The following is a 22,009-nucleotide window of genomic DNA, read 5'->3' as shown; positions in this document are numbered from 1 at the left end:
GCGTTCCATGCTCGAAATGCGCGTGCAGGCACACAGCAACATTGCACGCTGAACGACACCCCAGAGTTTCGTCATGAACATATCAAAATTCTTTATTGACCGGCCCATCTTTGCGGGCGTGCTTTCGGTCATCACGCTGCTGGCCGGCCTGATCGCCGTGTTCCAGCTGCCGATTTCGGAATACCCGGAAGTGGTTCCGCCGTCGGTCGTCGTGCACGCTCAGTACCCCGGCGCGAACCCGAAAGTGATCGCCGAGACCGTTGCATCGCCGCTCGAAGAGCAGATCAACGGTGTGGAAAACATGCTGTACATGCAGTCGCAGGCCAATAGCGACGGCAACCTCACCACGACCGTGACGTTCCGTCTGGGCACCGACCCGGACAAGGCGCAGCAGCTCGTGCAAAACCGCGTCTCGCAAGCGCTCCCGCGCCTGCCGGACGACGTGCAGCGTCTGGGGGTGACGACCATCAAGTCCTCACCCACGCTCACGATGGTCGTGCACCTGATCTCGCCGAACGACCGCTACGACATGACCTACCTGCGCAACTACGCGCTCATCAACGTCAAGGATCGCCTCTCGCGTATCCAGGGCGTGGGTGAAGTGCAGTTGTGGGGTGCCGGTGACTACTCGATGCGTGTCTGGCTCGATCCGGCCAAGGTCGCCCAGCGCGGCCTGACGGCGTCGGACGTGGTGAAGGCCATTCGCGAGCAGAACGTGCAGGTCGCCGCCGGTGTGATCGGTGCGACGCCGGCTGGCCCGAACACGCCGCTGCAACTGAACGTGAACGCGCGCGGCCGTCTGAACACGGAAGAAGAATTCCGCGACATCATCCTGAAGACCTCGCCGGACGGCGCCGTCACGCATCTGGGCGACGTGGCCCGCGTGCAGCTTGACGCCTCGTCCTACAGCCTGCGCTCGTTGCTCGACAACAAGCCGGCCGTCGGTCTCGGTATCAACCAGTCGCCGGGCGCGAACTCGCTGCAAATCTCGGACGACGTGCGTGCCGCAATGGCCGATCTGCAAAAGGATATGCCGCCGGGCGTGGAATACCGCATCGAGTATGACCCCACGCAGTTCGTGCGCTCGTCGATCAACGCCGTGGTGCACACGCTGCTCGAAGCCATCGCCCTCGTGGTGCTGGTGGTGATCGTGTTCCTGCAAACGTGGCGTGCGTCGATCATTCCGCTGCTCGCCGTGCCGGTGTCGATCGTGGGGACGTTTGCCCTGCTGCTCGGCTTCGGCTACTCGATCAACGCGTTGTCGCTGTTCGGGATGGTGCTGGCCATCGGTATCGTGGTCGACGATGCGATCGTGGTCGTTGAAAACGTGGAACGGAACATCGCGGCCGGCCTCTCGCCGAAGGAGGCAACCTATCAGGCAATGCGTGAAGTGAGCGGTCCGATCATCGCGATCGCGCTCACGCTGGTGGCCGTGTTCGTGCCGCTCGCCTTCATGTCGGGGCTGACGGGTCAGTTCTACAAGCAGTTCGCCATGACCATCGCCATCTCGACGGTGATCTCGGCCTTCAACTCGCTCACGCTCTCGCCGGCCATGGCCGCCCTGCTGCTCAAGGACCATCACGCCAAGCCGGACTGGCTCACGCGTCAGATGAACCGTTATCTGGGGCGCTTCTTTGCGGCGTTCAACCGTGTGTTCCATCGCGGTTCGGAACAGTACGGTCAGGGCGTGACCCGCGTGATCGGTCGCAAGGCCGTCATGATGGCGATCTTCGCGGTGCTGCTTGGCGTCACGGTTCTGCTTGGCAAAGTGGTGCCGGGCGGCTTCGTGCCGGCGCAGGACAAGGAGTATCTGATCGCGTTTGCCCAGTTGCCTAACGGTGCGTCGCTCGATCGTACCGAGAAAGTGATTCGCGACATGTCCGCCATCGCTCTGAAGACCCCTGGCGTGAAGAGCTCCGTGGCCTTCCCGGGTCTGTCGGTCAACGGTTTCACCAATTCGTCGTCGGCGGGCATTGTGTTCGTCACGCTCAAGCCGTTCGACCAGCGCAAGGACAAGTCGCTGTCGGCCGCCGCCATCGCCGCCAAACTCAACGCCGAGTACGCGAAGAACAAGGACTCGTTCATTGCCGTGTTCCCGCCCCCGCCGGTGCTGGGTCTGGGCACGCTCGGCGGCTTCAAGCTGCAAGTGGAAGACCGCGGTGCGCTCGGCTACGAAGCCCTGAACGACGCCACGCAGGCGTTCATCAAGAAGGCGTCGCAGACGAAGGAACTGGGCCCGACGTTCTCGTCGTACCAGATCAACGTGCCGCAACTGAACGTGGATCTCGACCGCGTGAAGGCCAAGCAGCTCGGCGTGCCGATCACCGACGTGTTCGACACCATGCAGATTTACCTCGGCTCGCTGTACGTGAACGACTTCAACAAGTTCGGTCGCGTATATCAGGTTCGTGTGCAAGCCGACGCGCCGTATCGTGCGCACGCCGACGACATCGGCCTGCTCAAGACGCGTAACGCCAATGGCGACATGGTGCCGCTCTCGTCGCTGGTGAAGGTCACGCCGACGTACGGTCCGGAAATGGTGGTGCGCTACAACGGCTACACCGCTGCCGACATCAACGGCGGCCCGGCGCCGGGTTACTCGTCGGGTCAGGCGCAAGCCGCTGTAGAACGCATTGCAGCCGAAACGCTGCCGCGCGGTGTGAAGTTCGAATGGACCGACCTGACGTATCAGCAGATTCTGGCGGGCGACTCGGCGCTGTGGGTGTTCCCGATCTCCGTGCTGCTGGTGTTCCTGGTGCTCGCTGCGCAGTACGAAAGCCTGACGCTGCCGCTGGCCGTCATCATGATCGTGCCGATGAGCATCATGTCGGCGCTGTTCGGTGTGTGGCTCACGCGAGGGGATAACAACATCTTCACGCAGATCGGCTTAATGGTGCTGGTGGGGTTGTCGGCAAAGAACGCGATTCTGATCGTGGAATTCGCCCGGGAACTGGAAATGCAGGGCCGCACGGCAATCGCTGCCGCTATCGAAGCCAGCCGTTTGCGTCTGCGCCCGATTCTGATGACGTCCATCGCGTTCATCATGGGTGTGGTGCCGCTGGTGACGTCGACCGGCGCAGGTTCGGAAATGCGTCATGCCATGGGCGTGGCCGTGTTCTTCGGCATGATCGGTGTGACCGGTTTCGGTCTGATCCTGACGCCGGTGTTCTACGTGCTGCTGCGTACGCTGGCAGGCAAGAAGCCGCTGCATAGTGCGCACGCGTCGACCATGCCCGCCAACGTCAAGTCCGAAGTCTGAAGGATGCCAATCATGCAATCGCAATGGATCAAACGCAGCCTGGGTGTCTCGAGCCTGCTCGGCGCTCTGCTGGTGGTGGCGGGCTGCTCGATGGCCCCCACGTACGAAGTGCCGAAGATGACCGACAAGGGTACGCCGACGGCATTCAAGGAAGCTGCGCTCCCGGCCGGTGAGGCCGGGACGTGGAAGACCGCCGAGCCCTCCGAGGCGCTCGCGCGCGGTGAATGGTGGAAGGTGTTCGGCGACGCCACGCTCGACAAGCTCGAGCAGGACGCGCTGGCCGCCAACCAGAACCTGAAGGCCGCCGCCGCCCGCGTGCAGGAAGCACGCGGTGTGCAGCGTCAGGCCCGTGCGGCGCTATTCCCGACGCTCGACGCCGGGTTCGGCCCGACGCGCCAGAAGATCTCGCCCGCGTCGCAGTTGCAGCCGGACGGCACGAATATCGCGCCGTACACGCTGTGGCGTGCGCAAGCGAGCGTCGGCTATGAAGTCGATCTGTTCGGACGTGTGTCCGATAACGTGGCCGCCGCCCGTGCCGACGCCGAGCAAAGCGAAGCGTTGTACCGCTCGGTGCAGCTCGCGCTGCAAGCCGATGTTGCGCAGAACTACTTCAATTTGCGCGAGCTCGACGCCGAACAGGCGCTGTACACGCAAACGGTGACGCTGCGCGAAGCCGCGCTCAAGCTGGTGCAACGACGCTTTGCCGAAGGCGATATCGACGAACTGGACGTGGCACGCGCCAAGGCCGAACTGGCCACGGCGCAGTCCGACGCGCTGGCCGTCGCTCGCCTGCGCGCCGCGTCCGAGCACAGTCTCGCGATTCTGCTCGGCAAGACGCCTGCGGAATTCTCGTTCACGCCCTCGCCGCTGGTGCCGGTCACGGTACGTGTCCCGGCGGGCCTGCCGTCGGCACTCCTTGAGCGTCGTCCGGATATCGCGGCGGCCGAACGTGCAATGGCGGCGGCGAACGCCCGCATCGGTGTGGCGAAGGCGGCATTCTTCCCCTCGCTGTCGTTGACCGGTTCGGGCGGTTTCGAAGCCGCCACGCTGGGCGACCTGTTCAACTGGTCGAGCCGCACGTTCCTGCTCGGCCCGGTGGTGGGCGGCCTGCTCTCGATGCCGATCTTCGACGGCGGCGCACGTAGCGGCAATCTGTCGCGCGCCCGTGCGCAGTACGAGGAAGACGTCGCGAACTACCGTCAGCAAGTGCTCGTGGCGTTCCAGGAAGTCGAAGACAACCTGTCGAACCTGCGTCTGCTGGCCCAGCAAACACGTGCGCAGGACGACGCCGTCAAGGCATCGAGCCGCGCGGCGCAGCTCTCGCGCACGCAGTATCAGGAAGGCTCGATTGCGTATCTGGATGTGATCGATGCTGAGCGTACGGTGTTGCAGTCGCAACGCAGCGCCGTGCAGTTGGCCGGCGCGCAAGCCGTGTCGACCGTCAACCTGATCCGTGCGCTGGGCGGTGGCTGGGGGGATTTGCCTGCCGCACCTGCCGCACCTGGCACGCCAGCCGCTTCCGGCACCCCGGCCGCCAACGCCCCCGGCGCTGCCAGCGCCACCGTTGCCGCTCGCTGATCGGAGCCGCAACGACCGCGCCTGAAACAGGCGTGGCTCTCCGGTACGCGCACTATCTGCGCTATCTCCGGGAGCCACGCCGCGATGGATGCATCGAACCGGCGGCCGCGCTCGTGCCCCCAAGACGAGTGGCGCGCCGACCCGCCCTGCCCAACCGAGCCAGGCGCGCCAGGCGTGCCGCCGGTCTCGATGCACCCCGCTTCGGGCCAGTCATCAGAAGGTTTCTTCCCTGCGTCCCTGCTTGCCCGGCGCATGTCCCAGGTCGAACGACATTGGACATGTCCGGGCTTTTTTTTGCCGCGATGGTAGGATGGACGCACGGTTTTCGCCTTCGGACCGCGCTCGACAGCACTTCGCCGGCCTTCCGGTGCAATGCGAACGGCACGAATGCGACGACCGTCGCTGGCAAGTCATCTCGAATGCTTCCCCCGCGTTCGGTCCTCAGACCCTACGATAAGGAGTGCAAACAATGAAGATGAGCAAGACGCTCTCGCTGTGCCTCGCCGCCGGTCTGGCGGTTTCTTCCTCTCTCGCCCTCGCACAGGGTGGCCCGCCACCGCAGGGTGGTCCGGGTGGTCCACACGGCGCGCCTCCAGGGCATGGTCCTCAGAAGGGACATCATGGCGGCCCGCCGCCTCGCGCCCAAGGCGGTCCCGGCCCTGGAGAGGATTCCTGGCAACATCCCGACTGGCGCAAGGGCGACCATGTGCCGCAGCAATTTCGAGACCGGCAGTACGTGGTCGACGACTACCGCCAATACCATCTCGATCCACCCAAGCGCGGCTATCACTGGGTGGGTGTGAGCGGCGACTTCCTGCTGGTCAACGGTTCCGGCGTGATCCTGCAGATCGTGCCGGGCGGAACACGCTGATTCGTTGTCGGCGACCGTGACATGGATCAGCGTCACGAATTTGCGCTGACGCGCCAACCATGCGGCGGGGTGCAACGCCCTGCCGCATGCCTTCACCCATCACCGCCTCCCCCCTTACCCCCTTACCCCTTTACCCCTCCCCCTTGCCCCTCGGCATTACGTCCCTCATTCCCGCTGCCACGCCCTTTTGATGCCGGTTTGATACCTGCTTGCCAGATCACCGCCGGATGCAGTCCCGCCCCCTTCGCTCTCCCCCGCTAGCAACCTTCCCGCCTCATACGTCTCGTTTTCCTCACTTTGGTGCACCGCTTTGACGTCCGATGGTTTACGTCGATGATTTCGCTGCGCTGCAGCACTAAAATCAGCCGCTACTGCCCTCCCAATTTATCGATATACGATATATCATGCACAAAATATCAAGACGCCGCCCCAAACGGGTGCGGACGAGGGAGCGGGGCGACATGGCAATGACACAACGTGACGTGAGGGATTGGATGGCGGGGTTTCTGCCCGCCGTGGTGGCTGTGCACTGGCGCGAGCGACTTCGTGCGGGCATTGGCGCCCTCTGTGGAATTGCACTGACCGGCGGCCTGATGCTCTGGATGCTCGGCCCGGCGACGTACATCCCCTGGCTGGTGGCCCCCATGGGCGCGTCGGCCGTTCTGTTGTTCGGTGTTCCTGCCAGTCCTCTCGCGCAACCCTGGTCGATTCTCGGCGGCAATCTTGTCGCGGCCGTCGTCGGCGTGACGTGTGCCATGTTCATCCCGACGCCAGTGATCGCGGCCGCCACGGCGGTGGGCGTGTCCATTGCGTTGATGTTCACGCTGCGCTGCGTGCATCCGCCCTCGGGGGCCGTCGCACTGACGGCAGTGCTCGGCGGACCGGCCGTCCACGCGCTCGGTTACGGCTTCGTGCTCAAACCGATCGCCTTGCAGTCGGTGGTCCTGCTCGGCGCCGCCATCGCATATCACGCGCTCACCGGCCATCGTTATCCGCATGCGGTGCGCGCCCAGACAACGGCCCGTCCGGTCAACGCTCAGGCGATTCCCGTCACCACGGCCGATGCCGAGAAGGCGCTCGCGCGCCGCAGCGAACTGCTCGACATTTCGGCCGACGATCTGGCCAGCCTGCTGCGCGACACGCAGCGCGAGGCCTACGCACGCCGAGCCCGCGAGTTGACCGCAGCCGACGTCATGACGCCCCCCCTGGCGAAGGTGCAGGCGCACGACGAAGCCCCGGCCGCGTGGCGTCTGTTGCAGCGTCACGGACTCGATGCGTTGCCTGTCGTCGACGGCGACGCTCGGGTGATCGGGCTGGTAACGCGTCACGACCTGCACACGCGACGTGCACGCCGTGCGCGCTGGCCGCGCTTCGGCATGCCGATCGGCACGGGGCAGCGCCTGTCGATCCGTGATCTCATGCAAGGCGACCTCAAGTCGGCCACAGCCGGCATGCCGCTCTCGGAACTGGTGCCCCTGCTTGTGACGCAACGCCATGGCACCCTGCCCGTGCTCGACGAAGCCGCCCGGCTCGTCGGCGTTGTCACGCACGCCGAAGTGCTGCGCAAGGTCATGTCAACCTGAAGCGCTTCGCGCTACCCACGGCCTGCGACGCGTCATCCGTGTCGCAGGCTGGCATCCCGTCTTCTTTGCGCTGTCTTCCCTCCCCCGTCTCGCACCCTCCCGGTTGAGGTTTCTCACGACGCTCGTCGTCCCGCTCAATACGGAATTGTCAGTCCTGAGCCGATCTGCAAGAATGGCCGCGTCATGGCGCACCGACGCCATACCGCTTCGATCAACGAAGCGATATTCGCTCAGGGAGAAACATGGAACCGATCACGTTCAAACAGTGTTTCAAAGGCGCATGGGTCGACGGTTTTAACGCGTTACGCAATCGCCCCCTGTTATGCCTGTCGGTTGCGGTGGTGATTCTTGTCACCTCGGCACTTGGCGTCACGTTCAGACAACTCGCTGCCAACGCAGCCCAGGCGGGCACGTCGGCGGGCTTCCGGTTCGGCATGTCCACCTTGTCGCTCACCGTCGGGCTCTCCAACTTCTTCGCGTTTTCGGTGCTTGCCGTGCACGTCCTGCGTTACGTCATTCTCGGCCCGGAGGCCGCGCGGCAAGCGCCATGGATGAGCCGCGACGTGAAACGCTATATGTGGACGTCGGTGCAGCTTGGCCTCGGATTCGGACTGAGCGGCACTGCGCTCATCGTCATCGCAGTGATAGCCCTGCGCGCGACGGGGCATGCCAACTCCAGCGCGCTGATCTCCACGATCATCGTCCTCCTGATGTGCGCCATGATGTTCATTGCGGTGCGCGTCTCGCTCATCTATGGCCAGATCGCCGCCGGGCGAGGCAAGCAATGGCGCGCCGCGTGGCAGGACACGCGGGGGCACTTCTGGTCGATGCTCGGCACCGGGGTCGCCACCATCCTGCCGCTGGTCGTCGTGGCGATACTCGTGACGACCGTGCTGGAGACGACGCTGCGGATCATGCCGAGCGCCCTGGTGGCCGTGCTCGGCATTCTGACGGTGCAGGCCGCCTTGTCTGTCGTCTGGATGGCGGTCACGTGCGGCGTTGGCGGATGGCTTTATCACCGCTACGCCAACCATCTGCTCACGCTCGACGCCCCGCCGGCCGACGATTGAGCGTCCCCAAACGAACTGGGGCGCAAACGTTGCGCCCCAGCGATTCCCGCCTCTTGCCTCTTTGCGATCAAGCCGCGTTGGCGGTTTCCCCACTGCCGTCCAGCGTGCCGTAGCGGGCATATTCGCCGAGGCCGTCCGGCCATTGCGTGAGCACTTCGAAGCCCGTTTCCGTCACGGCGACCATATGCTCCCACTGAGCCGACAGCGAACGGTCGCGCGTGACGACCGTCCAGCCGTCCGCCAGTTGCTTCGTGTCCGGCTTGCCGACGTTGACCATCGGCTCGATGGTGAAGATCATGCCCGGACGCAGCGCAAGGCCTGCGCCCTGACGCCCGTAATGCAGCACCTGCGGGTCGTCGTGATAGGTCGTGCCGATGCCGTGCCCGCAATAGTCGCGCACGATGCTGAAGCCTTCGCGATGCGCCACGGTCTGGATCGCGTAGCCTACGTCGCCGAGCGTCGCCCCCGGACGCACGGCGCGAATGCCCGCGAGCATCGCCTCGTAGGTCGTATCGACCAGACGCTTGGCCAGAATGCTCGGCTTGCCTGCGTAATACATGCGGCTCGTGTCGCCGAACCAGCCGTCCTTGATGAGAGCGACGTCGATGTTCACGATATCGCCGTCGTGCAGCTTCTTGTCGCCCGGAATGCCGTGGCACACAACATGGTTGACCGACGCACACACCGTCTTCGGATACCCGTGATAACCGATGTTGGCCGGGATCGCCTTCAGTTCGTTGACGATGAAGTCATGACAGATACGGTCGAGCTCATCGGTCGTGACGCCCGGCTTCACGTGCTCGCCGATCATTGCGAGCACCTGTGCGGCCAACTCCCCGGCGCGGCGCGACAGGGCAATTTCTTCTTTCGATCGGATGACAACGCGTTCGCGCACCATTACGCCACCTTATTCAATTCGGTGACAGGTGCACCGGTTGCTGGAGATGCGGTAGCCCCGGTCTCGCTGACCGGGACACCATCGGATTCGATGAGACGACGACAGATTTCGCCGTAACTCAGTGTAGGGTTCAATTCGGCGAGCATGCCAACGCGCAGCCAGTGCTCGGCCTGCGCGTTGATCGAGCGGCTGAGCGCGCCGCTCGTATTGCGCAGCGCCTCATGCATTTGCTCCGATATCTTGACGATACCCATGTTGCGGACCTTGTATATACGAAGTGGCTACGAAACGTATATTACCAGCCCTTCACCGAATTGTCTCGTCCGGTGGGTCGCAGACGCCGATTGACCCGCCGTTGCCCCTTTGCATTGTCCATTCGGTTTCCGAAGTTGTATCTTCACTCTGTCTCGCCCAAAACGCCCATGCCAACCCCACGCAGAGAGGACGCAGGAGACATGCCCCGCCGGTCCGGCCCAAAGCGCATCGTGCTCTACAGTGGCGTGCTTCTCGCGTGCCAGCTCCTCGTGCTGGGCGGCTGGGCCGTGCGATGGATGTGGCATGAGCCAGGCATGCCACCGATGGGGGTGGACTTCCGGGTGTTCTGGAGCGCGTCGTATCTTGCCTTGCATGACAGCGCCCTCGCCGCTTTCGATCCGATCGGGCTCGGTGCGATAGAAGACACGCTGTTCGCCGGGTACTACGCACCGTGGATCTACCCACCCACCTTTCAACTTGTGGTCTATCCCCTGGCGCTGCTGCCCTACGCCTTGTCGTACGCGTGCTTTTGCGCCATCGGCATCGCCTGCCTGCTTTGGGCTTGCGCGCCAGCGCTCAAGCGCAGCACCCTGCCGTGGATCGTCGCCGTGGCATTTCCCGGCCTCTGGGTCGCCACGGCGCACGGTCAGAATGCGCTGCTTACCGCCGCACTGGCGGCAGGCGCGCTGGGGCTGCTTGAGCGACGTCCATGGCTGGCGGGGGTGTGCGCCGGAATGTTGGCGATCAAACCGCAACTCGCCGTGCTTTTCCCGCTGCTGTTCATTTTCGGCCGTCATTTCCGGGCGCTGGGCGCGATGGCCGTCACGGCCCTTTTGTTCATCGCGCTAAGCACACTGGTTTTCGGCATCCCGCTCTGGGTGCGGTTCTTCGAAGTCGCGGCGTGGTTCAACGCGAACGTCGTCAACGACGCCTCAAGCGAGGTCTTGAGAACGATGCCCTCCGTGTTCGCGCTGGTGCGACGTCTCGGGGGCAGTCTGCCGCTGGCGTACCTGCTGCACGCGGGCGTCGCGCTGCCCGTCGTTCTGGCCACGCTCGTGCTGTGGGCGCGCCGCGCCCGCTTCGAGATACGGGCGGCGGCGGCGGTCATCGCCACGCTGCTCGTGCAGCCCTATGTCCTCTACTACGACCTCGCTTGGCTTCTGCTGCCGATCCTCTATCTCTGTACGGCGCAAACGCCGCCGCGCGAAAAGTCCGGCATCGAGCGCACCATCATCACGCTTGCGTGGTGCCTTCCCCTGCTCTCGCTACTGCCGACATTCTTTCCGTCGGTATGGCAACCGGGCGTCTTCGTGCTGCCCGCGCTGTTCGCCGTCACGGTCGCTTCCGCAGCCCCTTCACTGGCAAACGCGACAAATTTCCGCAAGGCGTCGGATCCCTCATGAATTTATTTTTGACGACGAAATGATGCACGTGACCGCGTGATAGCATCCGGGCTCGCCTTTGCGAACCCTTACCACGCTTTACAACGCTGTACGACCCTTTTCGAACGCGGCCCGTCGCCGCACGCCTTGAACATGCCGGTATGGTCTCGTAGCAAACGCATCGCATGGATCGGCTTCGCCGCCATGTGGATGCTGCTTTGTGCGCCCCTGATCAGCCAGTATCTGCGCGCCCATCCGTCGTCCATCGACGATGCGTTGTCCAGCGCGTTCTGCACGAGCCTCGACGAGACAGCGGCTCAGGGCCGGCACACGCCGATCTCGCACGCGGCAAGCGCCGCCTGCGGCTATTGCTCGCTGCTCGCCCACAGCCCGCCGCTCCCGCCCTTCTCGCTGACGCTGGCCGACATTCGCCTCGGCAGCACGCGTCTCGCGCCATCACCGGCGTTGAGTCACACCGGCGTTGAGTCACACCGGCGCACCGCTGCGCCTCACGCCGCCGTCTCGCGCACCGCCTCGCACCTGAGCGTCCCAGCCTATCTGCATTGAACCGACAACCCGCTATCGCCCCTGAAGGGCGACGGCCTGCACGCGCCTGCGCATCACCGCGACCGGCGTCGCGCATTCGCGCGTGCTCGATAACGAAAACCAGACAGCGTCATGAAAACGTCATTCCCTGTGCGCAACGCCGTGGCGGCGGCTCGGAACTCGGGGCGCGCGGCTTCGTCGGCAGCGCCTCAGTCACACAGCTTTATGACGGCGTACGCCCATACGGCGCGATCGGCGTCACATTCCCGTTCGACACATGGTCTGTCGAGCGCATCGAAGTGCTGCGCGGACCGGCCTCGGTCATTTATGGCGAAGGCGCGATTGGCGGGGTGGTCAACATCGTGCCCAGGAAGCCCGAGCAGATGCCCATCGAAAACGAAATTCAACTCGGCATCGGCACCGAGAAGACCGGCCGCGCGGCGTTCGGCAGCGGCGGCGCGATCACGGACAAACTCGCCTACCGGTTCGATGCGAGCGCCAACAGTTCCAATAACTGGGTCGACCGGGGCAACTCGCGCAACGCGTCCTTCTCCGCGGCGATCAAGTACGACTTCACACCGCGCCTCTCGGTAACGGCGTCGCTGGCCGAAGGCAATCAGCACCCGATGCAATACTTCGGTGTGCCGCTGGTGAACGGCCGTCTCGACCCGTCGACGTATCAGAAAAACTACAACGTGGGCGACTCGCTCATCACCTATCGCGATAGCTGGGCGACGCTCGCGGCAGTGTGGCGTCCCACGGACGATCTCACGATCACCAGCACGCTCTATCGCATGAAGAGCAAGCGGCACTGGAAAGACGCCGAGTACTACAACTACGTGCCATCGTCCGGTCTGGTTCAGCGCAGCAGTTACACCGAGATCCTGCACGATCAGGAGCAGATCGGTAACGTCACGACGGCAACGCTGAAGGGACATCTGTTCGGCATGGAGCATGCCGTGTCGGGGGGGGGGTCGAGTTCAACCACACCACGTTCCAGCACACCAACAACTCGCCGTATTCGGGCGTGCGCGTCGACGCCAACGGCACGCTGCTGCGCGCCAGATACGATCAGTTCGACGAGAGCGTCGGTGGCATGTCCATCTCGCGCGCGGGCAACGTCCCGGTGAACGTGCCGCAACAAATGGCGAATCTGTGGCTGAGCTGGCGCTTCGCGCAAGCGTGGACGGCCAGCGGTGGGCTGAAGTACGTCGGCCATCGCTACGCCGACACGGCCAACTCGCTGACGTTGCCGTCCTACACGACGGTCGATCTCGCCATGGCCTGGAAACCGCGCCGCGATCTCACCGTGACCGCGCGCATCTACAACGTCTTCAACCGCCATTACGTGCAAACGGCCTACTACAACAGCACACAGTGGCTGCTGGGCAATGACCGGCGTGCCGAAGTCGTCATGAGCTATCGGTTCTGAGCGGCGAGCGCCTTCGATGGGGATGTCCACCGTCGTAACGTCCCAAGCGACAGCCCGGTTGCGACCGACAACGCAGCCGGGACTGTCGCCCGCATACGACATTGCGGCCACCGCGATTGCCGTCTCTCCCCGACTTGCAATAGAATGAGAATTATTATCATTTAAATCGGGGATCGGCGTTTCGCCGAGGGAAGTCTGTGGCCGCGTACGAACCTGAGATGCAACGCGACATCGGGGTGCTCTATAGCGAGCATCACCCGTGGCTGTACGGTTGGTTGCGCCGCAAGCTGGGCGACGCGAATCAGGCCGCCGATCTGGCGCAAGACACGTTCGTGCGCATTCTCGCAGGCCGCGCGGCCATCTCCATTGCCGAACCCCGCGCCTATCTGACGACCATTGCCAAAGGGCTTCTCGTCAACTGGTACCGGCGTCAGGCGCTTGAACATGCGTGGCTCGAAGCGCTGGCCCATGTGCCGGAGCAAGAAGTCCCCTCCCCTGAGCAGCGCTATATCGTGCTCGAGACGCTTCAGGAAATCGATGCGATGCTCGACACGCTGCCGGCCGCCGTCAAGCGTGCGTTCCTGCTCTCGCAGATCGAAGGACTCAAGTACGACGCCATTGCACAAACGCTGGGCGTGTCGCTCATCACCGTCAAGCGCTACATGAAGCAGGCGTTCCGCCATTGCCTCGCGTTCGCGCTTGCTCACGAGTAAGCCGCCATGCCCCCACCTTGCGCTGCGTCCGGCGCCGAACCGATCGATCCCGCCATTCTCGACGAAGCCGCCGACTGGCTTGTCCGCCTGCATGGCGAGGCCGTCACCGACGCCGAGCGTCAGGCGTGCGCGCGCTGGCGCGCCACCAGTCCGGCGCACGCGCTCGCCTGGCAACGCGCCGAATGGCTGATGAACAAACTCGGCAGCCTGCCGCCATCGCTCGCCATGCCGGTGCTGGACCGCCCGCGCGGCACATCGCGGCGCGCATTCGTCGCCCGCGTGGCGGCGTGGCTAAGCCTCGTGCCCGCCGGATACGGCGCGTGGCGAGTCGTCGACGCGAATCAATGGACGGCCGATCATCGCACCGCGGCCGGCGAACAGCGCGACATCCGCCTTGCCGACGGCACACAGGTCACGCTCGGCACCGCCTCCGCCTTCGACGTCGACTTCGACACCGACGAGCGCCTGATACGGCTGCGCGAAGGCGAGATTTTCGTCGCAACCGCGCCCGATACCGCAGCGCTCCATCGGCCGCTACGTGTCGGCACGGCACAGGGCATGCTCGAAGCGCTCGGCACGCGATTCGTTGTCCGGCAGTCCAGCGCACGCACCTACGTGGCCGTGATACAAGGGGCCGTGCGCGCGACGCCCGCGAACGGCGGCGCCAACGAATCTCGGGTCGTAGCGGCCGGACAGGAGACGTGGCTGGACACGCGCAATGTCGACCCACCGTCCCCTGCCGACGAATCCGCCACCGCGTGGATGCGCGGACTGCTGCTGGCCGATCGCATGCCGCTCGCCCAATTCGCCAAAGAACTCGAGCGCTATCGTCACGGCCCGGTGTATTGCGATCCGGCGGTGGCCGACCTGCGCGTCTCGGGCGCGTTTCCGATTCCCGACATCGACCGCACGCTGGTGATGCTCGTGTCGACGTATCCCGTCACCGTGCACCGCCGGCTGGCCGGGTGGTGGATCTCGCTGGGGGCGCGTCAGGACGTCTGAGGGCAACGCCCCACACGCTCGCACGCTCACGCGGACAACTACCGAAATAGCGAGCCACCGTGCAGCCGGCAAGAAATTTTCGTCAGGGGTGATACTTTTTCCGCCGTCGATTGGCAATGAGGATGAATCAACACTCTGCTCTCGACAGGATCACCCGAAATGCGCGTCGTCTTACAGCTCTCGATCACCGGCGGTGCCCCGCATCGCAAACCCGTGCCGCCCCGCTCCCTGCCCCTGCTGCGCCTCACGCTGATTGCCCTGGCGATCGGCACCGCGTTCGCACCGGCACCTTCGGCACACGCCGCGACAACGCAGGCGCTCGACGCCGCCGCCGTGCGTCACTACGACATCCCCGCCGGTGCGCTCGGCCGCTCGCTGGCACGTTTCGCGGTGGTTTCCGGCATCGCGCTGTCGTTCGATCCCGCGCTGGCGGACGGCCGCCAGAGTCTGGCGCTCTCCGGCGACTACAACGCCCGCGTAGCGGCCAGCCATCTGCTTGACGGCAGCGGCCTGGAAATCGTGCCGCGCTCCGACGGCACTTACACCGTGCGCCGGGTGCCCGAGGCCGTCGCGGGCGACGCCGACGTCGCGCTGCCCGCCACCAACGTGCACGCCGCCAGCGTGCAGGAAAGTGCGCGCGGCCCCGTGAATGGCTTCGTGGCCTCGCGCAGCACGGCAGGCACCAAGACCGACACCTCGTTGATGGAAACGCCGCAGGCGATCTCCGTCATCGGCCGCGACCAGTTGGACGCGCGCAATGTGCAGACCCTCAACGAAGCGTTGCATTACACGGCAGGCGTCGGCACCTACTACAGCAACGACACGCGCAACGACGCCTTTACCATCCGCGGCTTCAGCGCCGACTACTTGTATCTCGACGGCACCCGCCTCACGGCCGTGGCCGGTCGTGGGCTCGACCAGTGGCGCGTCGATCCCTACCAGCTCGAACGCATCGAAGTCGTGAAAGGTCCGGCGTCGGTGACCTACGGACAAGGCGAGCCCGGCGGCATCGTCAACATGGTGTCGAAGCTGCCGACCGACACCGCACGCGGGCAGGTCGATCTCTTTGCCGGCAACAACAAGCAGTTGGGGATCGGCATCGACACCTCCGGGCCGGTCGATGAGAACGGCACGCTGCTCTATCGCTTCATCGCAAAGGAAAACTACGCGCAGAACCAGGTCGATTACGTGCATGGCACGCGTACGCTGCTGGCGCCGTCGCTGACGATTCGCCCCAACGCCGACACATCGCTCACGCTGATGGCCACCTATCTGCGCGACAACACGATGGACTCGAACAACTTCCTGCCCCGCTTCGGCTCGGTCTCGCCGACGATCTACGGGCAGCGAATCCCGACCAGCCTGATGACGTCGTTCCCCGGCTACGAGAACTACGACAAGACGCAGTATTCCTTCGGCTACCTGTTCGACCAGCGGCTCTCGGAGAACTGGTCGTTTCGTCAGAACTTCCGCTATGAGCATCTCGACCTGAACAATCAGGCGCTGTTCGGCTACGCCCTGTCGCGCGATCAGCAAACGATGTCGCTCGCCGCAATGAATCTGCGCTCGAACTACAACAACGTCGTCATCGACAACCAGTTGCACGGCAAAGTGCAGACCGGGCCGGTGGAACACACGCTGCTGGCCGGCTTCGATTTCGCCAACCAGAATTACGTCGACAACGAGGGGTATGGCTACGGTTACACGCTGAACCTGTATTCACCGGTCTACACGCCGGTGGTCACGCCGTCGTTCAACGACACGCAGATGCGTCAGGTACAGCGTCAGTTCGGGCTGTACGTGCAGGACCAGATGAAGTACGACAAGCACTGGGTGCTGGCGCTCTCCGGCCGTCAGGACTGGGTGAATTCCACCTCGACCGACAATCTGGCGAACACGCGCACGGGCCAGAACGACAGCGCATTCAGTGGCCGTGCGGGCCTGATGTATCTGTTCGACAGTGGCGTCTCGCCATACGTCAGCTATGCAACGTCGTTCCAGCCGGTGGTGGGCGTCACGGCCTACAACGCGCCGTACAAGCCGCTCAAATCGCGTCAGACCGAGCTCGGGCTGAAATACAAGCCGACGTTCATGAACGCCACGTTCTCGGCCGCGTTGTTCGACCTGCGCGAGACCAACGCGCTCTCGGCAGTGCCCGATCCCATGCTTAACGGCAGCATTCAGGTCGGCGAGACGCGCAGTCGCGGCATCGAACTCGAAGGCACTGCCGAGCTGACGTCGAACCTGAAGCTGCTCGCCGCATACACATTGCAGGACGTGAAGGTCATCGCAGGCAGCGCCGTCGACCCGACCGTGGGCAAGACCCCGGCGGCGACACCGCGCAATCTCGCCTCGCTCTGGCTCGATTACACGTTCAACGCCGGTGTGCTTCGCGGATTGGGCGCCAGCGCCGGGGTGCAGTACGTCGGCCCCAGCTACGGCGACACCATCAACTCGTACGAAGTGGGGTCGTTCACCATCGCCGATATGGCCGTGCACTACACGATCCCGCACTGGCGCTTCGTACTGTCGGCGAACAACGTGTTCGACCGCGTGTACGTGTCGCGTTGCGGCAGTTCGACCCGCTGCCAGTACGGCCAGCGTCGTAACGTGCTCCTGAGCGCCCGTTACGAGTGGTAAGCCCGCCGTGCGAGGGGCTTTCCCGCGTATCCGAGGTGGTCGCAGGCCAAGACTTGACCATTCGCGATGGCTTTCGCGCCAGGCATTTTGGCGAGCAGTCATTTGGCGGGCTGATGGATCCTGTCGTCATGCTGGATCATTTCCACATGACGGCACCGACGTTCGCGCCGCATCCGCACGCGGGCATTTCCGCCGTGACCTATATGTTCGAGGACGCCGTCGGCGCTCACGTCAATTACGACTCGCTCGGCAACTACGGCCCGATTCGTCCCGGCGCGTTGCATTGGTTTGCCGCCGGCCGCGGTGCCGTGCATACGGAACAGCCGGAAGGCGACGGGCACCACATCCACGCGTTGCAGATCTTCGTCAATTTGCCCGCTTCGCAGAAATACGACGCGCCCTATGCTTTCGACGTCGCGCCGACGGAGATTCCGGAGGTGTTGGGCGCTGGCGTGCGGGTGCGCGTCGTCTCCGGGTCGAGCAATGGCGTAACGGCGCCGAAAAACGCCGAACTGCCGCAGCCGTTCACGCTGCTGGACGGCTTTCTGACGGCGGCGTGCGTGTTCCGCCACGACCTGCCGCGCGGCTGGAACGCCACAGTCTGCGTGATCTCGGGCCATCTGCACGTCGACGTTGCCGGTGAAGCCCGACAGTTGTCCGCGGGCAACGCCATTGGCATCGGCCTGCGCGCGGAGGCCCCGCACAACGCGCTCGTCATCGCCTTGCGCGCCGATCCCGAGAGCCATTTCGTGATGCTCAGCGGCCCGGCGCTTGATGAACCGATGGCGAAACACGGCCCGTTTGTCATGAATTCCGTCGAACAACTCAACGACCGCATTTCGGCGTTCCGTCGCGGCGAATTCGGCGAGCTGGACGACGAGACCTTCCCCCAGCTCAAGACCTATCGTACGCAGGGTTAAGCCATTTGGCGTGGCGGCTTACGGCGTTGGCGTGGCGCCCGACGCCTCGCCGCAAACCCGCTCCCCCGGTCCGAAGGCGGCGAAGCTCATTACCGCCAGCACCCACGCCCCGAGCATGCCGTACACCATCACCCAGCCGAAGCCGTGAACCAGCGCGGCGTGCACGATCAGCCCCTGCGGATCGGCCGCGGCCAGTTGCGGACTATTCTGCGCGAGATGTTCGAAATTGCCTGCAGCGACTTTCTCCGCCAGCGAGCGTAGCGACAGTGCGGCCGAGCCGGACGCGGCATCGAAGGCACCGGGAAGCGCACTCGCGAGATACGCGCTCACGCCCTTGAGCAGGAGGAAACCCATCACCGCGATGTTGATGGCAAGGCTGATGAGTCGCGCACTCATGTCGATACCCGAGGCCATTCCCGCCCGGTTGGCCGAGACGGCCCCGGTCGCCGCATTGGTGACGGGCGTGTTGGTGAACCCCAATCCCACACCGCAGAGCACACTTCCCGGCAGCATCGTGAGCCAACTGGCGTGCGTCATGCCCGCACCGATTTTCATCAGCAGAAAGCCAAGCCCGATGGTGAACATGCCGAACGGAATGACGCGACGGGCATCGAATCGCAGCGACAAACGTTCCGCGAATGGCGGCACGACCAGCGTCGGCAGCGTGTAGGCCAGCAGCGACAGCCCCGCGTCGACGCTCGAGTACCCCAGCGCCCCCTGAAAATAGATGGGCAGATAGATCATGAACGACCAGTAGCTGAAGTTCATGCCCATCGAGCCGAACATCGCGCCGGAGAACCGGCGAATCCGGAACACGGAGAAATCGAACATCGGCCGCGGGCTGCGCTTCTCGATCCAGACAAAGGCGACGAAGCTCGCCAGCGTCGCACCGGCAATGCCCAACGCGGCAGGACTGCTCATGCCGATATCCGGCCCCTGCGTGATGAAATACACGAGACCGAACGTGGCAAGCGACAGCGTGAGAATGCCAGGAACATCGAGGTAATGCGCATGCGGATCGCGAGACTCCTGCACGCCACTAAACACCAGCGCCAGCGCCACGAACGACAGCACGACATGCACCAGGAAAACCCATTGCCAATCGGCGAGCGCGACAATCATCCCCCCGATGATCGGACCGAAGCCCAGGCCGATGCCGAAGATGATTCCCCACGCGGCGAACGCCTTGCTGCGCTCGCGTCCTTCCCGAAACTGGTGTGAGAGCACCGCCACCTGACAGATCAGCATCGCCCCGCCGCCCATGCCCTGCAAAAAGCGGCTGACGATTAGCACCGGCGCGCTCTGGGCGAGCCCACAGGCGAGCGAGGTCAACGCAAACACCCCGATGCTGATCACGTACACGCGCTTGCGCCCGTAACGGTCAGCGAGCGAGCCCGTGGCCATCAACACGGTCGTGCAGGCCAGCGTGTAGGCGTTCATGATCCATTGAATCTCCCGGAAGTCGGCGTGCAGTACGCGCTCAAGCGTCGAGAGCACCGTGGGCACACTGGAGATTTCGAGGCCGAACATCAGTGACGTCAGGCAGACGGCCGCGAGCGCCAGAGCGTTTTGGGGAGTGCGGGAGAGTGTCATGAGAATCGTGGAAAGAGAAGCACGCCGAGGTACTATACCGGGAATTCAATTCCCGATTACTGACATTTCTTCCCGCAATACGCGCCTTATTGGACCCAATATGACGAACAAGCTCGATGGTGTGGCCGTCTTCGTGCAAGTCATCGAAGCCGGTAGCTTTACGTTGGCGGCCGAGCGCATGCATCTCACGCGCTCAGCCATCGGCAAGGTGATCACACGGCTCGAAGCGCGTCTCGGCGTGCGGCTGCTCAATCGCACGACGCGAAGTCAGACGCTGACCGAGGCCGGGCGGCTCTATTACGAACGCTGCGTGAGAGCGCTGGCCGAACTCGATGCGGGCGCCGCGGAGCTTGAGAGCGGGCTGAACGAGCCGCGCGGCCGCCTGCGGGTCAGCGTGCCGATCGCGTTTGGCCATCAATGCGTGGCGCCGGTGCTGTTCGGGCTGGCGCGTCAATATCCGAGGCTGCAGATCGATATTTCGTTTACCGACCGGGCCGTCGATCTCGTCGACGACAATGTCGATCTCGCGGTGCGCATCGGGGAATTACGCGACAGCACCACGCTCGCAGCACGCCGCCTCGGCACGCAATATCAGAGCATCGGGGCCTCGCAGGCGTATCTGGCGCAGCACGGCACGCCGGTGGACGTGGAGGACTTCGATGGGCACACCGCCATCTCGTACTCGCGCGACGGGACCGTATCGCAATGGCGGATGCTCGACGCCCAGGGCGTCGAGCGGGAACTGCGGGTTGTGCGCCAGCTCAGTCTCGACGACGTTCAGGCCATTGCCGACGCGGGCATTGCCGGATTGGGACTGGTGTACCTGCCATGCTGGTTACTGGAGCGGCATGTGGCGACGGGCAAGCTCGTTGCCGTGCGCAAGCGTTGTGGCGTGCGCGCGCAGGCAATCCATGCGGTGTGGCCCAAGACCCCCTATCTGCCGTCGAAAACGCGCTGCGCGATCGACGCACTCTCCGCCGAAATCCCGAAGCTCAATCTCGACTGACGCCGTGAGCCGGAAGGCCACCCGCCACGCAGAAGCGATTACACCAGCTTCAAATCGGCAAGGCGCGACGCCATCTCCGGATCGCTCGGCTGCTCGTACTTGGCGCTGAACACGGCCACGGCCTCTTCGGCCGACTTCGTATTGCGCAACGCGTCGAGCGCGCCGCTGTACGGCCCCTTCAGCTCCTGCACAATGAAATTGAACGCGTTGCGCGGGCTGCCGACGTCGTCGCCAGTCTTCGCCGCCATCGCCTTCAACCCTTCGAGACGGTCGCCGCTCCACTGACCCATGCCAAAGCCATGCGAGTTGTCGTCGGCGTGGTAGCCGCCCGCGCCGCCAAAGCCGCCGCCTTGTGAGATATCGGCGTTCATGCCGCCGCTCTCGTGATACAGGTTGGCCACAATTCCCTCCGCCTGGAAACGCGGGATGTTGAGGGCGCTCATCAAGTGCGTGACAAACGATTCGGCCATCTGGTGACTCTCGGACGGGCTCAACGCCCGCGCGAGCGCCTTCCCGCTCAGGTCCGAGGCGCCACGGGGGCTGCCCGAATTGCCGCTGTCGGACGGCGTTACATTGCCGCTCTCGGCCGCCCCGCTGTTTCCTTCGGTGCCGGTCGAGTCATCGACCTCACCATCGCCGTCGGCGACATCGCTGTCGTCGTCGACGCCACTGCCATCGTCGACATCGCCACTGCCGCCCGGCATCGCCAGACGTGTTTGCGGAGCACCCGCCCCGCCCACGGGCGACGTGCCACTGTCGTCCGGCGAATGGGAGAGTGCGCGCTGCAACAGCACCATCATCTCCTGCATCATTTGCTTGATTTCCTGCTCGAGATGAGAAATGTCGTCGAGCGCACCCGACAGGTCGTCGTTCGAGACCGGGGAGACGGCAGCGTGGGCTGCCAACGAATTCACTGTAGTCATGATCGTGGGCCTTGCGAGGCGAAGTAGGAACGCGTGAGCCATTGCGGCACAGGAAATCCGGCATAAGGACACAGGCGAGACATCCGGATCCTGTGCGGCGATGGTGCGCCAGACGTATTGATCTGCCTCGGCAAATCGGCACCCATGGCGAAAAAAGCGAAAGCGGAGGCGCAATGCTCAACTTTTTTCGCAAATCGCGACATCTCTTCGCATAGGAATCCTAATCGTAAACCATCGTCTACAGAATCGTTTCCAGCAATGCACAAGGCCCTACAGAACATAACCAGACCGGATCAGGAACCACCGGCAAAACGCGAGACCCTTGTCCCGTCTCGCAG

At 64.1% G+C, this 22,009-nt stretch carries 16 protein-coding genes and 1 pseudogene; 13 read left to right on the top strand and 4 right to left on the bottom strand.

Annotated features, from left to right (window positions below):
* Nucleotides 1-73: 73 nt before the first annotated feature.
* From ACIPHM_RS21490 to ACIPHM_RS21470, 5 genes are all read left to right on the top strand, one after another.
* Entirely contained in the window at nt 74-3,259 is a 3,186-nt protein-coding gene (locus ACIPHM_RS21490; protein ID WP_400332765.1) for an efflux RND transporter permease subunit, read from the top strand.
* A gap of 12 nt (nt 3,260-3,271) precedes the next feature.
* The gene (locus ACIPHM_RS21485; protein ID WP_400332763.1) at nt 3,272-4,837 is read left to right on the top strand and encodes an efflux transporter outer membrane subunit; all 1,566 of its coding nucleotides are present in this window, start codon (nt 3,272-3,274) and stop codon (nt 4,835-4,837) included.
* Between the two features lie 469 nt (nt 4,838-5,306).
* Nucleotides 5,307-5,708 carry an RcnB family protein gene (locus ACIPHM_RS21480; protein ID WP_400332876.1) on the top strand — a complete coding sequence of 134 codons (402 nt, stop codon included), beginning with the start codon at nt 5,307-5,309 and terminating at the stop codon, nt 5,706-5,708.
* A gap of 461 nt (nt 5,709-6,169) precedes the next feature.
* Nucleotides 6,170-7,291: an HPP family protein gene (locus ACIPHM_RS21475; protein ID WP_400332761.1), complete on the top strand. Its 1,122-nt coding sequence runs from the start codon at nt 6,170-6,172 to the stop codon at nt 7,289-7,291.
* A gap of 242 nt (nt 7,292-7,533) precedes the next feature.
* A complete protein-coding gene (locus tag ACIPHM_RS21470; protein ID WP_400332759.1) occupies nt 7,534-8,361 on the top strand; it encodes a hypothetical protein in 828 nt (275 codons plus the stop codon).
* A gap of 67 nt (nt 8,362-8,428) precedes the next feature.
* Here ACIPHM_RS21470 and map read toward each other — a convergent pair whose 3' ends face one another.
* On the bottom strand, nt 8,429-9,259 hold the full coding sequence (map, locus tag ACIPHM_RS21465; RefSeq protein WP_400332757.1) for a type I methionyl aminopeptidase: 831 nt from the start codon (nt 9,257-9,259) through the stop codon (nt 8,429-8,431).
* Nucleotides 9,259-9,513 carry a ParD-like family protein gene (locus ACIPHM_RS21460; RefSeq protein ID WP_400332755.1) on the bottom strand — a complete coding sequence of 85 codons (255 nt, stop codon included), beginning with the start codon at nt 9,511-9,513 and terminating at the stop codon, nt 9,259-9,261. The genes map and ACIPHM_RS21460 overlap by 1 nt, the downstream gene beginning before the upstream one ends.
* A gap of 201 nt (nt 9,514-9,714) precedes the next feature.
* On the opposite strand from ACIPHM_RS21460, the gene ACIPHM_RS21455 reads away from it, so the two are divergent.
* From ACIPHM_RS21455 to ACIPHM_RS21425, 7 genes and pseudogenes are all read left to right on the top strand, one after another.
* Nucleotides 9,715-10,917, top strand: a complete 1,203-nt coding sequence (locus tag ACIPHM_RS21455) for a glycosyltransferase family 87 protein (protein ID WP_400332753.1) — start codon at nt 9,715-9,717, stop codon at nt 10,915-10,917.
* A gap of 132 nt (nt 10,918-11,049) precedes the next feature.
* Nucleotides 11,050-11,463 (top strand): DUF2946 domain-containing protein, encoded by a 414-nt coding sequence (locus ACIPHM_RS21450; protein WP_400332750.1) that lies wholly within the window; start codon nt 11,050-11,052, stop codon nt 11,461-11,463.
* A gap of 146 nt (nt 11,464-11,609) precedes the next feature.
* Nucleotides 11,610-12,874: pseudogene (locus ACIPHM_RS21445) on the top strand (TonB-dependent receptor); the annotation flags it as partial.
* A gap of 218 nt (nt 12,875-13,092) precedes the next feature.
* A complete protein-coding gene (locus ACIPHM_RS21440; RefSeq protein WP_400332748.1) occupies nt 13,093-13,587 on the top strand; it encodes a sigma-70 family RNA polymerase sigma factor in 495 nt (164 codons plus the stop codon).
* A gap of 6 nt (nt 13,588-13,593) precedes the next feature.
* Nucleotides 13,594-14,589, top strand: a complete 996-nt coding sequence (locus tag ACIPHM_RS21435) for a FecR domain-containing protein (protein WP_400332745.1) — start codon at nt 13,594-13,596, stop codon at nt 14,587-14,589.
* 159 nt (nt 14,590-14,748) lie between these two features.
* Nucleotides 14,749-17,229 (top strand): TonB-dependent siderophore receptor, encoded by a 2,481-nt coding sequence (locus tag ACIPHM_RS21430; RefSeq protein ID WP_400332742.1) that lies wholly within the window; start codon nt 14,749-14,751, stop codon nt 17,227-17,229.
* Between the two features lie 113 nt (nt 17,230-17,342).
* Nucleotides 17,343-18,149, top strand: a complete 807-nt coding sequence (locus tag ACIPHM_RS21425; RefSeq protein ID WP_400332739.1) for a pirin family protein — start codon at nt 17,343-17,345, stop codon at nt 18,147-18,149.
* Between the two features lie 18 nt (nt 18,150-18,167).
* Here ACIPHM_RS21425 and ACIPHM_RS21420 read toward each other — a convergent pair whose 3' ends face one another.
* Entirely contained in the window at nt 18,168-19,742 is a 1,575-nt protein-coding gene (locus ACIPHM_RS21420; protein WP_400332737.1) for an MFS transporter, read from the bottom strand.
* Between the two features lie 100 nt (nt 19,743-19,842).
* On the opposite strand from ACIPHM_RS21420, the gene ACIPHM_RS21415 reads away from it, so the two are divergent.
* The gene (locus ACIPHM_RS21415; RefSeq protein ID WP_400332734.1) at nt 19,843-20,748 is read left to right on the top strand and encodes a LysR family transcriptional regulator; all 906 of its coding nucleotides are present in this window, start codon (nt 19,843-19,845) and stop codon (nt 20,746-20,748) included.
* A 38-nt stretch (nt 20,749-20,786) separates the two neighbouring features.
* On the opposite strand, the gene ACIPHM_RS21410 is transcribed toward ACIPHM_RS21415, so the two are convergent.
* Nucleotides 20,787-21,671: a phage tail tip lysozyme gene (locus tag ACIPHM_RS21410; RefSeq protein WP_400332731.1), complete on the bottom strand. Its 885-nt coding sequence runs from the start codon at nt 21,669-21,671 to the stop codon at nt 20,787-20,789.
* Between the last annotated feature and the right edge of the window lie 338 nt (nt 21,672-22,009).

This window comes from Pandoraea sp. NPDC087047 (assembly GCF_044745225.1).
GTDB lineage: Bacteria > Pseudomonadota > Gammaproteobacteria > Burkholderiales > Burkholderiaceae > Pandoraea.
This window is presented reverse-complemented; position numbering and strand designations above follow the sequence as displayed.